Here is a 17,463-nt window from a genome sequence, read left to right as displayed (position 1 = left end):
GCTCCCCCTCAGGCCGCGAGGGCGGCGGCGCCGGGCGTCTCGTCCATGACCAGCAGCGCGCCGCCGGTGTTGGAGACCGGGGCGTGGTAGTGCTGGTGCGTGCGCACCGGCTTGCGGAGCGCGCCGCGCATGGCCAGCCACATGAGCAGCTCGATCCCCTGCGTGCCGGCCAGCTCGACGAGCTCGTCGTTGGTGTAGCGGGTCAGGGCCTCAGGCTCGTCGACGATCTTCTCCAGGCACTCGCGGTCGAAGGCGGCGTTGAGGAAGCCGGCGCGCTCGCCGTCGAGCTGGTGGGAGAGGCCGCCGGTGCCGATGACCACCACGTCGAGGTCGCGGGGGAAGGCCTCGATGGCCGCGCCGACCGCCTGGCCGAGGGCGAAGCAGCGGCGGGCGGAGGGCAGGGGGTGCTGCACGGTGTTGATGGCGATCGGCACGATGCGCACCGGCGGCGCCGCGTGATCCGGCCAGAGGAGCTGCAGGGGCACGGTGACCGCGTGGTCGATCAGCATCTCCTGGCAGGTGGTCGGGTCGAAGTCGCGGGCGACCACGCCCTCTACGATGGCCCAGGACAGCTCCGGATCGCCGGCCACCGGCGGCGCGACGCTCAGACCCCAGCCCTCGTCGGCGTTGCGGTACTCGGCGGCCGCGCCGATGGCGAAGGTCGGCATCTTGTCGAGGAAGAAGTTGAGGCCGTGGTCGTTGTAGAAGACGACCGCCACGTCAGGCCGGGTCTTGGCCAGCCAGCGCTGGGCCGGCGGATAGCCGCCGAAGAACGGCGCCCAGTAGGGCGTCTGCTGCTCGCCGCGGGCGATGGCCCGCCCGATCGCGGGGACGTGCGAGGTCCCGATGCCGCCGAGGATCTTCGCCATCAGGCCGCCTGCTCCTGGAGTTTCGCCTTGAACGCCTCGACGCTCATGCCGGTCTGCTGGGCGCCGACATCCTGGACGTTGAGACCCCAGACGCCCGCCATCTTGGCGAGGTAGTAGATGTTGCCGCCGGCGGCGATCAGGGCCAGCACGTCGCGGGCCGCCACCGCCGCCTTCTGGGCCGGGTTGAGGCCGAAGCGCTCGCAGTAGGCCGGCTCGTCGGCGGCGAAGGCCGCGCGGTTGGCGGCGTCGTTGAGCGAGAAGCAGAGCTTGTTGAGGGCGTAGCCCTTGGCGGCCTGCTCGCCGTCGAAGAGCGTCGTGCCCGGTATGGTCCTGGACATGATCCCCCTCGTTCCGTCCGGCTGACGCGGCGGAGGGGAGGCTCCGGCGGCGGATGCGTCTTTGACCCAGATCAAAAACAGACGTACCAGTTCGTTCAATGCGCCGCGCAGGTGCGGCCTTGGATCTGGGGAGGGCGGGGATGAAACGCGTCGTGACGGGGCTGATCGCGCTGTCCACGCTGGCCGGATCGGCGGCGGCGCAGACCGGCAATCCGGGCGGGCCGATCAACGACAACCTGGGGCAGCCGGACTACGGCGTCTGCCGCGGCATCGACGCCAGGTGCTTCCACGCCTGGCCGCGGGCGGCGACCAGCCAGTACCGGATCCTGCTGTTCACCCGCACCGCCGGGCCGCGCCACGCCAACCTCGGCCCGGCGCTGGGGCCGGGGCTGAACCCGCCGCTGGCCGACGGCAACGTGGTGCAGAAGGGCATGCTGGCCCTGGCCGAGAAGAACGGCTGGAAGCTCGACTACACCGAGGACACTTCGTTCATGACGCGGCTCGACGGCTACAACGCCGTGGTCTTCTTCTCGACCTCGCGGGACACCCTGGACGACGACGGCAAGACGGCGCTGCGCCAGTACATGCGGGCGGGGGGCGGCTTCGTGGCGATCCACAACGCCTTCGGCACGATGTACAACTGGTCCTACTACGAGGGCCTGCTGGGCGGGACCAACTACTACGACCACGGGCCCAACCGGACGGGCGATGTGGTGGTGGTCGATCGCCAGGATTCCGCGACGAAGGACCTGCCGGCGCGCTTCGGCTTCAAGGACGAGTGGTACAACCTCGTGCCGTTCCCGACCAAGGTGCGCTTCCTGGCGACGGTGGACGAGAAGTCGTGGACGCCCGTGCCGGCCGGCGAGGGCTTCCCGGCGGGCGGACCGCCCCCCGGCGTCATGCCGCGGCGCCCGCCCGGCCCGCCGCTGGCGAGCGTGGTCGGCAAGCATCCGGGCCACGGCGCGTTCCATCCCGTGGCGTGGTGCCAGTACTACGACGGCGGCAAGGTGTTCGCGACGACGCTCGGCCACGACGCGGGCATCTTCACCGACCCGAAGTTCCCGGGCGCGGAGGCGTTCCAGAGCCTGGTCGCCGGCGGCATCCGCTCGGTGATGGGCGCGGCGCCGTTCTGCCGATAGGCGGGGCTCACGCCGCCGCTGGGCGCACGTAGCGCAGCACCATCTCGACGATGGTCTCGCGACGCGCCGTCTTGGCGGCGATCGACATCATGTCGACCTCGTGGATCACCGAGAAGGTGTGCCGGTTGGCGACGTTGAAGAAGCACAGCGCGCTGATCGACATGTGAAGGTCGGTGGGGTCGACGTCGGGCCGGATCACCCCCTCGGCGGCCCCGCGCTCGCAGATGCCGCGCAGCAGCTCGATGACCTTCAGGTTGAGGGCCTGCAGCTCCGGCATCTGGCTGACGTATTCGGCGCGGTGGATGTTCTCGACCATGACGAGGCGGATGAAGTCCTCGTTGGCCACCTGGTAGTCGAAGGTGAAGCGGACGAGGTGGGCGAGCGCCTCCAGCGGCGGGCGGCCGCCGAGGTCGAGGGTGCTCTCGATGGTGCGGATGCGGCCGTAGCAGTGGGCGAGGACGGCGCGGTAGAGGCCCTCCTTGCCGCCGAAGTGGTAGTAGATCATCCGCTTGGAGGTGAGCGTCCGCTCGGCGATCTCGTCGATGCGCGCGCCGGTCAGCCCCTTGGCGGCGAACTCCTCGGTGGCGATCTCCAGGATGTTGGTGCGCACCCGGTCGGCGTCGGCCTCGCCGGGCGGCCGCTGGGCGCCCGCGCTCGCCATGGTCTTCGCGTCATCCATGACGAAGCTCGCCTCCGGTCGCCATCACGCTTCCATATTCGTTTGTATCACGTACGATACGATACCTAAATCAAGTGGGACGCGACACGAACTCGCGCCTTTCAGGGGGAGGCCCGCATGGCGAGGGTCGAAAGCGCGAACGCTGATCTGCAAGCCGAAGATGGCGCCCCCGGCGCTTCGCCGGAAGCCCTGTCGCGAGGCGAGGCGCAACTGCGCTGGAAGCTGACCCTGCGGCTGGTCGCCCCGATCACCCTGCTGATCATCCTCAACTCGCTGGACCGCGTGAACGTGAGCTTCGCTGCCCTGCGGATGAACCAGGAGCTCGGCCTTTCGCCCCAGGCCTACGGCTTCGGCGTCAGCATCTTCTTCCTGGGCTACATCCTGCTGCAGTTCCCCCACGCCATGAGCCAGCGGCGGCTGGGGGCGCGGCGCTGGATCTTCCTGACCGCCTTCGCCTGGGGCGTGGTGGCGGCGAGCCTCGCCTTCATCCGGGACGCGCGCGCCTTCTACGCCCTGCGCTTCCTGCTCGGGGCGACCGAGGGCGGGCTCGCGCCGGGCATGCTCTACTATCTGAGCCAATGGACGCCGCGGCGGCTGCGCGGCTTCGCGGCGGCCGGCACCATGCTGGCGGTGCCGATCTCGGTGGTGCTCGGCGGCCCGCTCTCCGGCTGGCTGATGGCGATGCACGATAACCCGGCGGGCCTTGCCGGCTGGCGCTGGATGTTCCTCATCGAGGGGGCCGCGCCGATCGTGCTCGCCTTCGTCTCGCTGGTGATCTTCAAGGAGCGGCTGGAGGACGCCGGCTGGCTGAGCGCGGCGGAAAAGCGGAGCCTGCGCGCCGAGCTCGACCGCGAGGCCGCCGAGCTGGAGCACCGCCACGCGGTGCGCCTGGCCGACACCCTGCGCCAGCCCGGGCTCTGGGGAAGCATCGTGCTGTGGTTCTGCCTGATGTCTGGCGCCTATGGCCTGCTGTTCTGGCTGCCGATGGTGATCAAGCAGATGTCGAGCGTCTCGGACGCCCACGCCAGCGCGCTCAGCGCCTTGCCGTGGGTGGGCATCGGGGCCGGCATGATGCTCAACGCCTGGCATTCGGACCGCACCCAGGAGCGGACCTGGCACTTCGCCGTTCCGGCGGGGATCGCGGCCCTCTTCCTGGCGGCGGCGGCCACCGTGCCGGCGGGCTGGCCGGCGCTCGTCTGCATCCTGGTCGGCGCGACGGCGATGGGTTCCGCGCAGGGGGTGTTCTGGGCGATCCCGACGAGCTTCCTCGGTGGGGCGGCGGCAGCGGCGGGCGTGACGGTGATCAATATCATGGGCAATTCGGCCGGCGTGGTGACGCCGCCGCTGTTCGGCTGGCTGCGCCAGGCGACGGGCTCGTTCCAGCCGCCGATCTACGCCATGGCGGCGCTGATGCTGGTGGCGGCGGTGACGGCCGTGCCGCTCGGCCGCTGGGCCAAGGCGCGGCTCTAGGCCAGGCGCACCTCGCCGCCGGCGCGCTCGTAGCGGTTGGCGAGGCCCTCGGTCCGGCCGATCGCCTCGACGTAGGTCGCGATCTCCGCGAAGCGCGGGTCCTGCGGCGCGAGGCGGGCGGGGAGGCAGTCGTCGTCGATCATCACCGGCAGGAAGGCGGCGCGGACCTCGCCGTCGGCGCCGAAGGCGAGGCGCGCGATCATCGAGCGCTGGCTGTCCGGCGGCAGGATGTAGCGCCGGGCGGCGTCGAAGCCCGGGTTGAGGGCGGCGATCTCGCGGAAGCTGCGGGTCGAGGTGAGTTCGGCCTCGAAGGCCTGCGGCTGGTCGATGGCGAAGTTGCCGAGGCTGTAGAAGATCGGCCGGCCGCGATGCAGCTCGACGCCCTTCAGCACGTGCGGGTGATGGCCGATCACCGCGTCCGCCCCGGCGTCGATGGCGGCGTAGGCGGCCTCGCGCTGGTAGTCGGCGATCTGGGCGGCGACGAAGTGGATGCCCCAATGGACCGAGACGATCACGTGGTCGGCGCGCGTCCGGGCGGCGCGGACGTCGTCGCGCAGGGCCGCGAGGTCGGCGCGGTGGCAGAAGGTCAGGGGCGCGGGACTCGATCCCGGCGGCGCGTGCTCGGGCGCGGCCTGGAGGGTGTGGGCGCGTAGCGGCGCGCAGCCGGCGCGCCCGGCCTCGGCCCAGTAGCCCTGCGGCAGGATCGAGCTGTAGGCGAGGAAGGCGAAGCGGCGACCGCCGCGCTCGAATATGGCGGGGCGACGGGCGGCGGCGATGTCCGGGCCCGCGCCGCAGAGCGCGAGGCCGACGGCGCGGACATGCTCGAGCGTGTCGGCGAAGGCGTCGGGGCCCCAGTCCAGGCAGTGGTTGCCCGCGAAGGAGACGGCGTCGAAGCCGGCGTCGCGCAGGGCCCGCGCGAGGCCCGGATCGGTGCGCATGGCCAGCCGCGCCTGGGGCAGGGGCGAGCCACGGTCGGACAGCGGGCATTCGAGTTGGCCGAACAGCAGGTCGGCGGGGCCCTTCAGCCCCTCAACGGCGGCCAGCATGGCGGCGGGATCGTCGCGCCGCGGGGCGACGTCGCCGACGGCGAACAGGCAGATCGGATCGGCCAAGACACACCTCGCGGATGGCGTCCGTGTAGGGTCCTTTTTGTTTGACAAGCAAACTGTTTCTAAGACAACTAACCGCGTTACGAACAATTCGCGATCGCACCGGAAAGGTCCGGGCTTCGCTCGACCGGCGAGTTCCTGAGGGGGAAACAATGGGATCCATTCAACGTCATCGCCTTGCCCTGTGGCTCGGAACCGCCGCCACGCTGGCCCTGGCCGGCGCGGCCCACGCCGAGACAGCCGCCGGGACGGCGGCCGTCACCGCCCTGCCCGAGCTGGTGGTCACCGCCGAGCGGCGGACCGAGAACCTGCAGAAGGTTCCGATCTCGGCCACGGTGCTGGGAGCCGACCAGCTGCAAAAGCAGGGTGTGAACCGCGTCGCCGACCTGCAGGCGGTCTCGCCGAGCCTGGCGATCAACACGGTCGGCCGCTCGACCTTCATCAACATCCGCGGCGTGGGCCTGGCGCAGACCGCGCCGACCTCGACGCCCGGCGTCGCGGTCTACATCAACGGCGCCCTGCTGCCGCACGAGCAGATCATCGCCGGCTCGTTCTACGACATCGAGGCGGTGGAAGTGCTGCGCGGGCCGCAGGGCACGCTGAGCGGCCAGAACTCCACGGCCGGCGCGATCTACATGCGCACGCCCAAGCCGCGCTTCGAGGAGCTGTCGGGCTATATCGACCAGACCCTCGGCGATCATAACTGGCGGCGCACCATCGCGGCGGCCAACGTGCCGCTCTACGGCGAGATGGCGGCCCTGCGCATCGCCGGCGTCCGCGACCAGCGCGACAGCTACACCAACAACATCGGCGGCCCGGCCCATCCCGGCGACGTCAACTACACCGGCTACCGCGCCGACCTGCGGCTGAAGCCGCTGGAGCGGCTCGAGGCCGACCTCCGCTACGAGCACTTCCTGAGCGACACCGGGTTCAACGCGGTCAAGAACCGCGCCGACAAGGTGACCAGCGACCCCTTCACGATCGAGGAGGACGCCCTCGGCAACTCGCACATCAACGGCCACCGGGCGGACATCGAGGTCAACTACGACCTGACCGACGCCATGCGCCTGCGCTGGGTGTCGAGCGAGCAGAACTCGACGGTCACCGACCTCTCGGACGGCGACCGCTCGGCCACCGCCCTGCCACGGCCGCCGGCCAGCAACACCGGGCGCCTGGCCTACACCTACACCGGCATCAAGACCCTGACCCACGAGGTCAACCTGCTCTCCACCGGCGATGGTCCGGTGCAGTGGGTCGTGGGCGTCTTCTACATGCGGGATAAGCTTCCCGTGGTGCTCTACACCTACAACAACGACGTCATCACGCGGGCCCACCCGCCGACCTCGACCACCGGCATCGTCACCCACAACCGCTCGGAGTCGGTGTTCGGCCAGGTGAGCTGGCGCATCGATCCGCAATGGCAGATCGTCGCCGGCGCCCGCTATTCCAAGGACCGCCAGGAGTTCGACAAGTTCGCCGGCGTGCCGGCCGGCGTGGGCATCGAGACCTCCAAGGTCCCGACCGGCCGCGTCGCCCTGAACTACAATCCGACGACGAACACCCTGCTCTATGCCTCGGTGGCGCGCGGCTACAAGTCGGGCGGCAACAACCTCTTCCCCGGCGACCCGCCTTATCGGCCCGAGATCAACGTGGTGGAGGAGCTGGGCGCCAAGACGACCCTCCTCGACGGTCACCTGCGCCTGAACGGCGACGTCTTCGCCTCGCAGTACAAGGACCTGCAGCTCCAGACCCTGACGCCCACCCGCTTCCCCTCGACCCAGAACGTCGGCAAGTCGAAGATCTACGGCGCCGAGCTGGAAGGCATGGGCGCCTGGGGCGACCTGCGGCTGAACTTCGGCCTGGCCTATCTGAACGCCAAGACCGACGTCGACGCCAACCTGCTGGACGGAACGGTCTCGCCGTCCGTCCTGCGGCTGGTGACGAGCGGCGCACGCCTGCCGTTCTCGCCGGAGTGGACCGCCAACGCCGGGATCGAATACGACCTGCACCTGGCGGGGACGACCCTGACGCCGCGCCTGCAGTGGTCGCACACCGACACCCAGTACGCGTCGATCTTCCAGAGCTCGACGAGCATCATCCCCAAGCACGACCTGCTGGACGCGCGCCTGACCTGGGCGCCGACCGAGCGTTGGTCGCTCGAGGGCTTCGTCACCAACCTGACCGACAAGACCTATGTGGCCTCGCAGTTCTTCGGCAGCTCCAGCGCCGACGGCGGCACCATCTACGGCGCCCGCCGCCAGGTGGGGATGCGCGTGAAGGTCAACCTCGGCGGTCCGAACTAAGTCCTGGGGAGCGTCGCGGGCCCGCGCCGATCCGGCGCGGGCCTGTTTTCTTTTTGAGCGAGGGCGCCGATGGCGGCTGTGGCGGCGAGCGGGTCTGGAACGAGAGGCCTGGCGGCCTGGCCGATCGAGGCGGTGAGCGTCCTCTATCTCCTCGCCTACCTGCCCTACATGGTGATTACCCGGGCGCTGGCGACGACGCCGGACCATGCGCTGGGCCGCCCCCTCACGGGCCTCGAGACCCTGCCGGCGGTGATGATCATGGGCGGGGCGATGGTCGCCCTGTTCATCTGGCTGTCGGGCTGGTGGCGCGCCGCGCACCGCGCCGGCCGCGGCCTGCCCCGGCCCACCGCGTGGACCCTCCTGGCCGGGATCGGCACGGCCTTCCTGCTCTTCACCGTGCCGCTGTCGCTGACCTTCCCGGGCGTCTCGATCCCCTTCATGCAGCTTCTCATGCGCGGGGACGTGCTGCTGGTGGCGCCGCTCGTCGACCTGATCGCCGGCCGCAAGGTGCGCTGGTATTCGTGGACCGCGCTGGGACTGGTGGCGGTGGGCCTCGGGATCACGCTGAAGGCGCGCGGCGGGCTTCACCTGCCGCCCCTCGCGATCGCCACGGTCGTTGCCTACACCCTCGGCTACTTCGTGCGGCTGGCGGCCATGACCAAGGTCGCCAAGGACGGCTCCGAGCAGTCGCTGAGGGGCTACTTCGTCGAGGAGAAGCTGGTGGCGCTGCCGCTGTCGGTCCTCGCCCTGGCGCTGATCGGGATCTCGCCGCTGGCGGCGCAGGGCCAGCAGCTCGCCTGGGGGTTCCTGAAGGTGTGGACCAGCGACGCCATGCCCCTGCTGATCGCCCTGTCGGTCGCCTATTTCGCGGTGACCGTGTTCTCGGCCCTCATCCTGCTCAATCCGCGGGAGAACACCTTCTGCGTCCCGTTCGAGCGGGCGGCCAGCATCATCGCCGGCCTGCTCGCCGCCTACCTGCTGAGCGCGGCGGCCGGCCAGCCGGCGCCGACCGGGCCGGAGCTCGTCGGCGCCCTGCTGCTGATCGGCGCCATCGCCCTCCTGGCGCTCGCCCCGCGGCTCGGCCGCCGGGCGAGGGACGCGTGACGTGACCGCGCTCAGCCGCCGCATCGCCGAGCACGTGGCGGGTGCGCGATTCGAGGCGCTGCCGGCTGCGGCCGTGGAGGCGACCAAGCGCTCGCTGCTGGACGCCCTGGGCGTCACCCTCGGCGCGAGCCGCATGGGCGAGGGCTGCCAGGCCTTCGTCGACCTGGCGCGCTCGGCCGGGGCCGGCCGGCCGGAGAGCACCATCCTCGGCTTCGGCGACAAGGTGGCCGCGCCCCTGGCGGCGCTGGCCAACGGGGCCATGGCCCACGCCCTCGACTACGAGGACGCCTACGACGAGGCCCCGCTGCACCCCAACGCCATCGCCGTGCCGGCCGTGCTGGCCGAGGCCGAGGCGATGGGCGGGGTCCCCGGCGCGCGGCTGCTGACCGCCCTGGCGGTCGGCTGCGACCTCACCTGCCGGATGGGGCTGGCGCTCACCTCGGACCCCGCCGACTTCGGCTGGTATCCGCCGCCGATCCTCGGCGCCTATGGCGCGACCGCCGCGGTGGCGCACCTGCGCGGCCTGTCCGCCGACCAGGTGCTGGACGCCCTGTCGCTGACCCTCTGCCAGGCGACCACGCCGGGCGAGATCAAGTACAGCCCGGGGTCCACCGTGCGGGCCGTGCGCGACGCCTTCGGCGCTCAGGCGGCGGTGCAGTCGGTGCGGCTGGCGGCGGCGGGGATCAAGGGCTTCGAGGCGCCGCTGGAGGGCCGGGCCGGGTTCTTCGAGCTCTATGCGCGCGGCGGCTACGACCCGGCCGTGCTGACCGATGGCCTCGGCGAGCGGTTCCTGAGCGAGCGCGTGAGTTTCAAGGTCTGGCCGAGCTGCCGCGGCACCCATGCCTACATCGAGGCGGCGTTGGGGCTGATGGCGGCGCATGGCTTCGGCGCCGACGAGGTGGCGGCGGTGGATCTCGGCATCGGCCCGATCCAGCGCATGCTGGTCGAGCCGGCGGCGCAGAAGCGGGCGCCGGTCTCGCCGATCAATGCCAAGTTCAGCCTGCCCTACACGGTGGCCTGCGCCCTGGTGCGGGGGCGCGTGGGGCTGGACGACTTCGGACCGGAATCACTGGCCGACCCGGCGATCCTCGCCATGGCGGGACGGGTGAGCTGGCGCGAGGTCGAGGGCTGGGGCGCGGCCGAGGCCGCCTCGGGCGAACTGACGCTGCGGCTGACGAGCGGCCAGGCGCTGAAGGGGCGCATCGAGCGGGCGCGCGGCGCGCCGGACAATCCGGTGTCGCGCGAGGAGCTGATCGCCAAGTTCGAGGACTGCGCCGGCCGCGCGGTGAACCCGCTCAGCCGGTCGGAGGCCCGGGGCTGGGTGGAGGCCGTCTTCGCGCTGGAAGCGGCGCCCGACGCCGCCCGCGCGATCCTCGGCTAGGCCCGGACCAGCGTCACCGGCACCGAGAGCGCGCCGATCTCCGGCATGCGCGTCGGCCGGATGGGGCCGCAGACCTCGAAGGACGCGGTGCGGGCGAGCAGTTCCTCGAGCGCGATGCGGAGCTGAAGGCGGCCGAGCGCGGCGCCCGGGCAGTTGTGCGGCCCGCGCCCGAAGGCGAGGCTGTCGCCGAGGTTCGGCCGGTCGAGGATGAACTCGTCGGCGCGCTCGAACACCGACTCGTCGCGGTTGGCCGAGGCGTAGAGCAGGGCGATCGGCTCGTCCCTGGCGATGGTGCGGCCGCAGATCTCCACGTCGCGGTTGGCGGTGCGGGCGAAGCCCCGGTACGGCGTGTAGAGCCGCAGGAACTCCTCGACCGCAGGCGCGATCAGGGCCGGCTCGGCGCGCAGCTTGTGCTGCAGGTCCGGATGGCGGCTGAGATGAACCCCGATGGAGCCGATCACCACGGTCGGGGCGATGATGCCGACCACCAGCACCTGGCGCACGCAGCCGATGATCAGGTCGTCGGGCAGTGGCTGGCCCTCGTGGCGGGCGGCCAGGAGGGCGCTGGTCGGATCGACCTCCGGGTCCATGGGCTCGGCGCGGCGCAGGGCGATGAGGTCGCGGGCCATGGCGTAGAGCGCCAGGCTCGTCTCCTTGACCACCTCCTCGATGTTGGACTGGACGGCGACGTTGAAGGCGCGGCCCGCCTGGCGCAGCGGCTCGGCCATGTCCGGGGGGATGCGCATCCACTCAGCGAACACATGGACCGGCAGATGGCTGGAGAAGTCCTCGCAGAGGTCGCCCTGGCCGCGGGCGATCATCGGCTCCAGCAGCTCGCCGCAGATGCGGCGGATGGCCGGCTCCAGGGCCGCGACACGGCGCTCGGAGAGCAGGGGGTTGAGCGCGGCGCGGTAGGGCGTGTGCTCGGGCGGATCGAGGTGCAGCGGCGGCCGGCGGCCGGTGAAGGCGACCTTGGGCACCACGTTCTGCACGGAGTTGACGAAGGTCCTGTAGTCGGTGGCGGTGCGAGCGACGTCGGCGTGGCGGGCCAGCGCCCAAAAGCCGCCGAAGGCGCTGGTCCAGGCCACCGGGCACTCGGCGCGCAGGCGCTCATAGACCGGATAGGGGCTGTCGAAGGTTTCCGGCGCCAGGGGATCGAAGTCGTCGGAACGGGCCGCACGGGGGGCGTCGGCGCTGTGTTCGGTCATGGCGGACCTCAGGCGGGCAGGGGGACGACTTCGTCGCCCCGGACTTCGAAACGGGCGCCGAGGCCGGCCGCCCGGGTGATCTTGTCGAGATAGGCCAGCACCTCGCCGAAGCGCGGATCGTCGGCCGAAAGGATCGCCGGCTGGGCGTCCTTGTTGACGTAGGCCGGCAGCAGGCTGAGCGCGGCGACCTTGCCGTCCTCGATCACCGCCTTGGCGACCAGGGTCATCCGGCTGTCCTGCGGGAAATTGTAGAGGCTGTCGAAGTCGGGGATCCAGCTGGCGTTGAGCGTCTGGATCTCCTTGAAGGAGGCCGAATTGGCGTGCGCCTCGTCCATCCTCAGGTCGACCGCGAAGTTGCACAGGCTGTAGAGGATCGGCACGCCCTTGTAGATCTCGACGCCCTTCAGGATGTGGGCGTGATGGCCGAGGATCAGGTCGGCGCCGGCGTCGATCGCCGCATAGGCCACGTCGCGCTGGTAGTCGGCGATGGTCGCCTCGACGAAGTGGATGCCCCAATGCAGGGAGACGGCGACGACGTCGGCCTCCGCCTTGGCCTTGCGCACGTCCTCTTCGAGGGCCGCGAGGTCGCCGCGATGCGGGAAGGTGTGGATGCGCGCCGGGGTGCCCGGCTGATCGTGCTCGATCTGCTCGTAGAGGGTGTGGGCGCGCATGGGCGCGCAGCCCGGCCGCCGCTCATCGGCCCAGTAGCTCATCGGCAGGATTGAGCTGTAGGCGAGGAAGGCCACGCGGCAGCCGTTGGCCTCGACGAAGAGCGGCTTGCGGGCCTCCAGGATGTCGGCTCCGACCCCGACCACCCCGAGGTCCTGGGCCCTGAGGTTGTCGATGGTGTCGAAGAAGCCTTCCTGGCCCCAGTCCATGCAGTGATTGCCGGCGAAGGAGACGACGTTGAAGCCGGCGTCCTTGATGGCTGCGGCGATGGCCGGGGCGGCGCGGACCGTGTGGCGGGCCTGGGGCAGGCGGGAGCCGCGCTCGGTGAGGTTCACCTCGAGCTGGCAGAAGGCGATGTCGGCCTCGCGGATGCGGTCGCGGACGAGATCGAAGGACTGGCGCGGGTCCTCGCGGTCCGGGGCGATGTCGCCCACCGCATAGAGCACCGCCCGAGCCTTGCCGGCCGCCATCCGCGCCTCCTCCCGCATCGCCGCTGCGGGCGATCCTCGGAATCTGTTTTGGCGCAAATAGTACGTAATGCCAACGATTATCGGCGCGAACGCTAGAGGACCTCGAAGATCTCCAGGTGGACGCCGCGCTGCGCGCGGGCGCCGTACGCGACGGCGAGCATTCCGTTGAGGTGCGCCAGCTCCGGCGCCTGAGTGCGGAAGCGGATCGCGGTGCGGAAATAGTATCGGGAGGCGTCGACGCTCTCGCCCCGGGCGAGCTGGGCCAGCACCTCGGGCGAGCCGGTGCGCACGCCGTCGGAGTGGATCTCGACGAGGGCGCCGTCGATCTGGACGATGTAGTGGGCCGAGATGTCGAGCCGGCCGTCGGGCCAGACCACCTGCCAGTCGCCGCCGCCTTCGAGGACGCGTCCCGCGTAGCCGCCGCTGACCTCGCCGCCGGTGATCGGGATGAAGCGGCGGCCGTGGCCGGGAGTCGTGTCGACGTCCACCGGACGTCCGACCTGGACGTCGAAGACCATCAGGGGCTTGAGGCCGGCTTGCATCAGGCGTCCGCCTTTTCGGAATCGTTCGTCGCCGCCAGGGCTTCCTTGCTGAAGCCGGCGACCTGCTTGTAGCGGGCGGCGATGGCCTCGAGCTCGGCGCGGGGGATGACGTCCTCGATGTCGGCGAAGCCGTCGGGCGCGCGCTCGTGGGCGAGTTGCATGCACTGCTCCGGACCGTTGCCGCGGTTGGCGAGCACGATCGCGGCGGTGGGCGGGCGGCGCGCGGCGTCATAGGCGGCGAGCGCGGACCCGACATCGGCATCGGCTCGCAGCGCCTCGGCCAGGGCGCGGGCGTCGAGGATGCCCTGGCTCGCCCCGTTGGAGCCGATCGGATACATCGGGTGGGCGGCGTCGCCGACCAGGGTCACGCGGCCATGGGTCCAGCGCTCCAGCGGGTCGCGGTCCACCAGCGGATATTCGAACACCGACTGGGCGTCGCGGATCAGGGCCGCCGCGTCGAGCCAGCCGAAGTTCCAATCGGCGAACTGGGGCGCGAAGTCCTCCAGCCGGCCCGGCCGGTTCCAGTCCTCGCGGTTGGGCATCTGGGGCTCGGCCAGCTCGGCGATCCAGTTGATCGGCTGCAGGCCGTCGGCGCCGGGCGCCTCTAGGGGATAGCAAACGAACTTCTGGTTCTGGTGGCCGGCCATGATCATGGTCGCGCCGGTGAGGAAGGGCCGGGCGCGGGTCACGCCGCGCCACAGGATGCGCCCGCCGTAGACTGGCGGGCCTTCGGCCGGATTGAGGATCCGGCGGGCGGCCGAGTGGATGCCGTCGCAGGCCAGCAGCATGTCGCCGCGGACGCGGGTCTCGCCGCCGGCGGCGTCGGTGAAGGCGGCTTCGACCTCATCGCCCTCCTGGCGGAAGCCGGTCAGCCGGCGGTCGAGGCGGACGATGTCCGCGCCTAGACGCTCGCGGGCGGCCTCCAGAAGGGTCATCTGCAGGGCGCCGCGGTGAAGCGAGATCTGCGGCCAGGGATAGCCGGCGAAGCGCCCGCGCGGCTCGCCCCAGATGCGCTGTCCGAAGCGGTTGAAATAGACGAGCTCGCCGGTGGCGACGCCCTTGCCGAGCAGGCGGTCCTGCAGGCCGAGGTCGGCCAGGATGCGCACCGAGTGGGGCAGGAGGTTGATGCCGACGCCGAGCGGGCTGATCTCGGGCGCCGCCTCGTAGACCGCCACCTCCACCCCGATGCGCGACAGCTCCAGCGCCGTCGTCAGGCCGGCGATGCCGCCGCCCGCGATGATCGCTCTCATCGTTCCTCACCCCAACTGTTTGCGGGGCGTATAGCAGAGTGGGCCAACGAGGCCATGCGGCATCGTCATTCGTTCGTCGCGAAAATAGGTTGGCAGACAAACAATTTGTTGTAACATCGATTTGCGGTGGCGAACCGCGTAGGGCGCGCGAAACGAAAACGACGCGCCCTCGGGAGGGAGACTCGGGGATGACGATGAAGGTTCTGTTCGCGCGTGCGTCGGTTCTGGCGCTCGCCGGCGCCCTGGCCAGCGGCGCGAGCGCCATGGCCCAAACCAAGCCGGCCAGCGAGGCCAACAGCGTCGAAGAAGTGGTGGTCACGGGCACCAACATCCGCGGTGCGGCCCCGGTCGGCTCGACGGTGGTGAGCGTCAGCCGCGAGGACATCCAGGCCTCCGGCGCGGTGACCACGGCGCAGCTGCTGCAGGAGACCCCGCAGGTGTTCAACCTGGGCGTCTCGGAAACCTCGCGCGGCCAGTCCGGCGGCTCGGGCAACATCACCTACGGCACCAGCGTCAACCTGCGCGGCATCGGCCCCTACGCCACCCTGGCGATCGTCGACGGCCGGCGCGTGATCCCGCAGGGCACCAGCGGCCAGTCGGTCGATCCCTCGGTGCTGCCGACCATCATGCTCGAGCGGGTCGAGATCGTCGCCGACGGCGCCTCGGCCGTGTACGGCTCGGACGCCGTGGCCGGCGTCGTGAACATGATCCTGCGCCGCAACTTCGACGGCGTAGAGATGAGCGCCCGCTACGGCGCGGGCGACAACTACAATGAGCGCCAGATCGGCGTGATCGCCGGCCACAAGTGGGATGGCGGCCAGCTCACCATCGGCTACGAGAACGGCTACCACTCCGCGCTCAGCGGCCTCGACCGCGACTTCTACCGCGGCGACCTGTCGGCGGCCGGCGGCGGCGACTTCCGCGTCACCCAGTGCAACCCCGCGACCCTGACCATCAACGGCGTCAACTACGCCGTGCCGGCGACCGGCGTCACCAAGACGACCGCCGGCGGCCTCGTCGCGAACACCACCAACAAGTGCGACAACCTGAAGTACCAGGACCTGCTGCCCAAGCAGGAGCACGACAGCGTCGCCTTCACCCTCGACCAGCAGGTCGGCTCGGCGGTGCACCTGTTCGCCGACGGCTTCGCGGCGCGGCGCAAGTTCGCCCTGCGCTCGGCGCCGGCGACGGGCGCCTTCACCATCCGCAGCACCAGCCCTGACTTCGTGCTGCCGACGGGCGTCACCGCCACCTCCGAGACCGCCAACTATTCGTTCGCCGGCCAGCTGCCCCTGAACGTCTCGTCCGGCTACTCGAAGGCCTACAACTTCTCGGTCGGCGGCGACGTGAAGCTGCCGCGCGACTTCCGGCTGACGGCGACCTACGGCTACGGCCTCGACACCGACCTCAGCCTCAGCACCCAGGGCATCAACTCGACGGCGGTGAACAACGCCATCGCCAGCGGCGCCTTCAATCCGTTGATCCCCAACAACCCCGCCAGCAGCCTCGCGGGCTTCAGCAACGCGGTGTTCTTCGCGCCGGGCTGGACGATCCTGCAGACCTGGGACGCCAAGCTGGACGGGCCGCTGCTGCACCTCCCGGGCGGCGACCTGCGCGTCGCCGTGGGCTACGAGGGGCAGCGGTTCACCACCCAGATCGGCATCTTCCAGGGCAATCCGGCGGCCGACGGCAGCTACACCTCCAGCTACCGCCGCTTCGCGCGCAATGTGAACTCCGCCTACGCCGAGCTGCTGGTGCCGATCGTCGGCCCGGACAACGCCATGCCGGGGATCCAGAAGCTCGAGCTCGACCTCGCCGGCCGCTTCGACGAGTACAGCGACATCGGCGCCAAGACCCGCAACCCGAAGGTCGGGATCAACTGGCAGCCGATGGACGGGCTGATGCTGCGGGCGAGCTACGGCAAATCCTTCCGAGCCCCGGGCTTCGCCCAGATCTACGGCAACAGCTCGGCCCTGTTCGTGCAGAACTACCAGGACCCGACCTGCAACTGCACGATCACCGGAGTCGCCATGTCGGGCGGCAACCTGAACCTGCAGCCGGAGAAGGCGCGGACCTACACCTTCGGCGTCGACTACCAGCCCGCCTTCCTGCCGCGCACCAAGATCAGCCTCAGCTACTTCGACATCGACTACCGCAACCAGATCCTGGCGGTGCTGAGCGACCTGTCGCTGCTGGGCCGGGAGTCGCAGTATGCCGGCACCGGGATCATCGTGCGCAACCCGTCGGCGGCGTTTATCAATTCGCTGACCGCCGCGCCGCCGGCCGGCCTCGGCCTCGCCGTCCGCGGCGTGCTGCCGAACCCGGTGCCGCTGTTCGTCGACGGCCGCTCGCAGAACCTCGGGGTGACGCTGGCCAAGGGCGTCGACTTCCAGCTCAGCTATCTGCAGCCCACCGACCGCTACGGCGACTTCGGCTTCGGCCTGAACGGCACCTACTTCACCGAATACAAGGTGGGGGTGACGCCGAGCGCGCCGCTGGTGGAGCAGCGCAACACCATCTTCAATCCGCTGAAGCTGCGCGCCCGCGGCAGCGTCAACTGGCGCAAGGACGACTGGGCGGCCTACGTCTTCGTCAACTACGAGAACAGCTACACGAACACGGTGCCGAAGGTTCAGCAGAAGGTCGACGCCTACACCACGGTGGACGCCCACCTGGCCTACACCTTCTTCAAGGACGGCCCGAACACCTGGACCAAGGACCTGACGGTCGCCCTGGACGCCACCAACCTGTTCGACACCAAGCCGCCGTTCGTGAACATCGGCGAAAGCGTCAACGGCGGCGGCGGCTTCGATCCGACCACCACCAGCCCCGTGGGCCGCGTCGTGGCGATCTCGATCGACAAGCGCTGGTGATCCTCTGAGCCAGTTTCCTCCCCGGAACTGAAAAGGGCGTCGGCGTTCGCGTCGGCGCC

14 protein-coding genes are annotated in these 17,463 nt (G+C 70.5%); 6 read left to right on the top strand and 8 right to left on the bottom strand.

What is annotated here, in order from left to right:
- Nucleotides 1-8: 8 nt before the first annotated feature.
- On the bottom strand, nucleotides 9-869 hold the full coding sequence (locus DJ017_RS18435; RefSeq protein WP_111530361.1) for a class III extradiol dioxygenase family protein: 861 nt from the start codon (nucleotides 867-869) through the stop codon (nucleotides 9-11).
- Entirely contained in the window at nucleotides 869-1,207 is a 339-nt protein-coding gene (locus tag DJ017_RS18430; protein ID WP_111530360.1) for a protocatechuate 4,5-dioxygenase subunit alpha, read from the bottom strand. The genes DJ017_RS18435 and DJ017_RS18430 overlap by 1 nt, the downstream gene beginning before the upstream one ends.
- Nucleotides 1,208-1,347: 140 nt before the next feature.
- Between DJ017_RS18430 and DJ017_RS18425 the strand changes: the two genes are divergently transcribed.
- On the top strand, nucleotides 1,348-2,346 hold the full coding sequence (locus tag DJ017_RS18425; RefSeq protein WP_111530359.1) for a ThuA domain-containing protein: 999 nt from the start codon (nucleotides 1,348-1,350) through the stop codon (nucleotides 2,344-2,346).
- A gap of 7 nt (nucleotides 2,347-2,353) precedes the next feature.
- Here the strand turns inward: DJ017_RS18425 and DJ017_RS18420 are convergent, their stop codons facing one another.
- Nucleotides 2,354-3,025 carry a TetR/AcrR family transcriptional regulator gene (locus DJ017_RS18420; RefSeq protein WP_111530358.1) on the bottom strand — a complete coding sequence of 224 codons (672 nt, stop codon included), beginning with the start codon at nucleotides 3,023-3,025 and terminating at the stop codon, nucleotides 2,354-2,356.
- A gap of 117 nt (nucleotides 3,026-3,142) precedes the next feature.
- On the opposite strand from DJ017_RS18420, the gene DJ017_RS18415 reads away from it, so the two are divergent.
- Complete coding sequence (locus DJ017_RS18415; protein ID WP_111530357.1) at nucleotides 3,143-4,495, top strand: MFS transporter; 1,353 nt, start codon at nucleotides 3,143-3,145, stop codon at nucleotides 4,493-4,495.
- On the opposite strand, the gene DJ017_RS18410 is transcribed toward DJ017_RS18415, so the two are convergent.
- On the bottom strand, nucleotides 4,492-5,607 hold the full coding sequence (locus DJ017_RS18410; RefSeq protein ID WP_111530356.1) for a CapA family protein: 1,116 nt from the start codon (nucleotides 5,605-5,607) through the stop codon (nucleotides 4,492-4,494). The genes DJ017_RS18415 and DJ017_RS18410 overlap by 4 nt on opposite strands.
- Before the next feature lie 149 nt (nucleotides 5,608-5,756).
- On the opposite strand from DJ017_RS18410, the gene DJ017_RS18405 reads away from it, so the two are divergent.
- The 3 genes from DJ017_RS18405 to DJ017_RS18395 all read left to right on the top strand — a co-directional run bounded on the left by DJ017_RS18405 (nucleotide 5,757) and on the right by DJ017_RS18395 (nucleotide 10,392).
- A complete protein-coding gene (locus tag DJ017_RS18405; RefSeq protein ID WP_111530355.1) occupies nucleotides 5,757-7,907 on the top strand; it encodes a TonB-dependent receptor in 2,151 nt (716 codons plus the stop codon).
- A gap of 69 nt (nucleotides 7,908-7,976) precedes the next feature.
- Nucleotides 7,977-9,011, top strand: coding sequence for a hypothetical protein (locus tag DJ017_RS18400; RefSeq protein WP_111530354.1), 1,035 nt, complete (start codon nucleotides 7,977-7,979; stop codon nucleotides 9,009-9,011).
- Between the two features lies 1 nt (nucleotide 9,012).
- Nucleotides 9,013-10,392 carry an MmgE/PrpD family protein gene (locus tag DJ017_RS18395; protein ID WP_111530353.1) on the top strand — a complete coding sequence of 460 codons (1,380 nt, stop codon included), beginning with the start codon at nucleotides 9,013-9,015 and terminating at the stop codon, nucleotides 10,390-10,392.
- Here DJ017_RS18395 and DJ017_RS18390 read toward each other — a convergent pair.
- The 4 genes from DJ017_RS18390 to DJ017_RS18375 all read right to left on the bottom strand — a co-directional run bounded on the left by DJ017_RS18390 (nucleotide 10,389) and on the right by DJ017_RS18375 (nucleotide 14,531).
- Nucleotides 10,389-11,600, bottom strand: a complete 1,212-nt coding sequence (locus tag DJ017_RS18390; RefSeq protein ID WP_111530352.1) for a cytochrome P450 — start codon at nucleotides 11,598-11,600, stop codon at nucleotides 10,389-10,391. The two genes, DJ017_RS18395 and DJ017_RS18390, sit on opposite strands and share 4 nt — an antisense overlap.
- Before the next feature lie 8 nt (nucleotides 11,601-11,608).
- Nucleotides 11,609-12,739 carry a CapA family protein gene (locus tag DJ017_RS18385; RefSeq protein WP_111530351.1) on the bottom strand — a complete coding sequence of 377 codons (1,131 nt, stop codon included), beginning with the start codon at nucleotides 12,737-12,739 and terminating at the stop codon, nucleotides 11,609-11,611.
- A 92-nt stretch (nucleotides 12,740-12,831) separates the two neighbouring features.
- Nucleotides 12,832-13,281 (bottom strand): DUF3237 family protein, encoded by a 450-nt coding sequence (locus tag DJ017_RS18380; RefSeq protein ID WP_227000244.1) that lies wholly within the window; start codon nucleotides 13,279-13,281, stop codon nucleotides 12,832-12,834.
- Nucleotides 13,281-14,531 carry a flavin-dependent oxidoreductase gene (locus DJ017_RS18375; protein WP_111530350.1) on the bottom strand — a complete coding sequence of 417 codons (1,251 nt, stop codon included), beginning with the start codon at nucleotides 14,529-14,531 and terminating at the stop codon, nucleotides 13,281-13,283. The genes DJ017_RS18380 and DJ017_RS18375 overlap by 1 nt, the downstream gene beginning before the upstream one ends.
- Before the next feature lie 188 nt (nucleotides 14,532-14,719).
- Between DJ017_RS18375 and DJ017_RS18370 the strand changes: the two genes are divergently transcribed.
- Nucleotides 14,720-17,404 carry a TonB-dependent receptor gene (locus tag DJ017_RS18370; protein ID WP_111530349.1) on the top strand — a complete coding sequence of 895 codons (2,685 nt, stop codon included), beginning with the start codon at nucleotides 14,720-14,722 and terminating at the stop codon, nucleotides 17,402-17,404.
- Nucleotides 17,405-17,463: the final 59 nt, after the last annotated feature.

This window comes from Phenylobacterium soli, from assembly GCF_003254475.1.
GTDB lineage: Bacteria > Pseudomonadota > Alphaproteobacteria > Caulobacterales > Caulobacteraceae > Phenylobacterium > Phenylobacterium soli.
The sequence above is the reverse complement of the archived record's forward strand: the minus strand, read 5'-3'. Positions and strand labels throughout refer to the sequence as shown.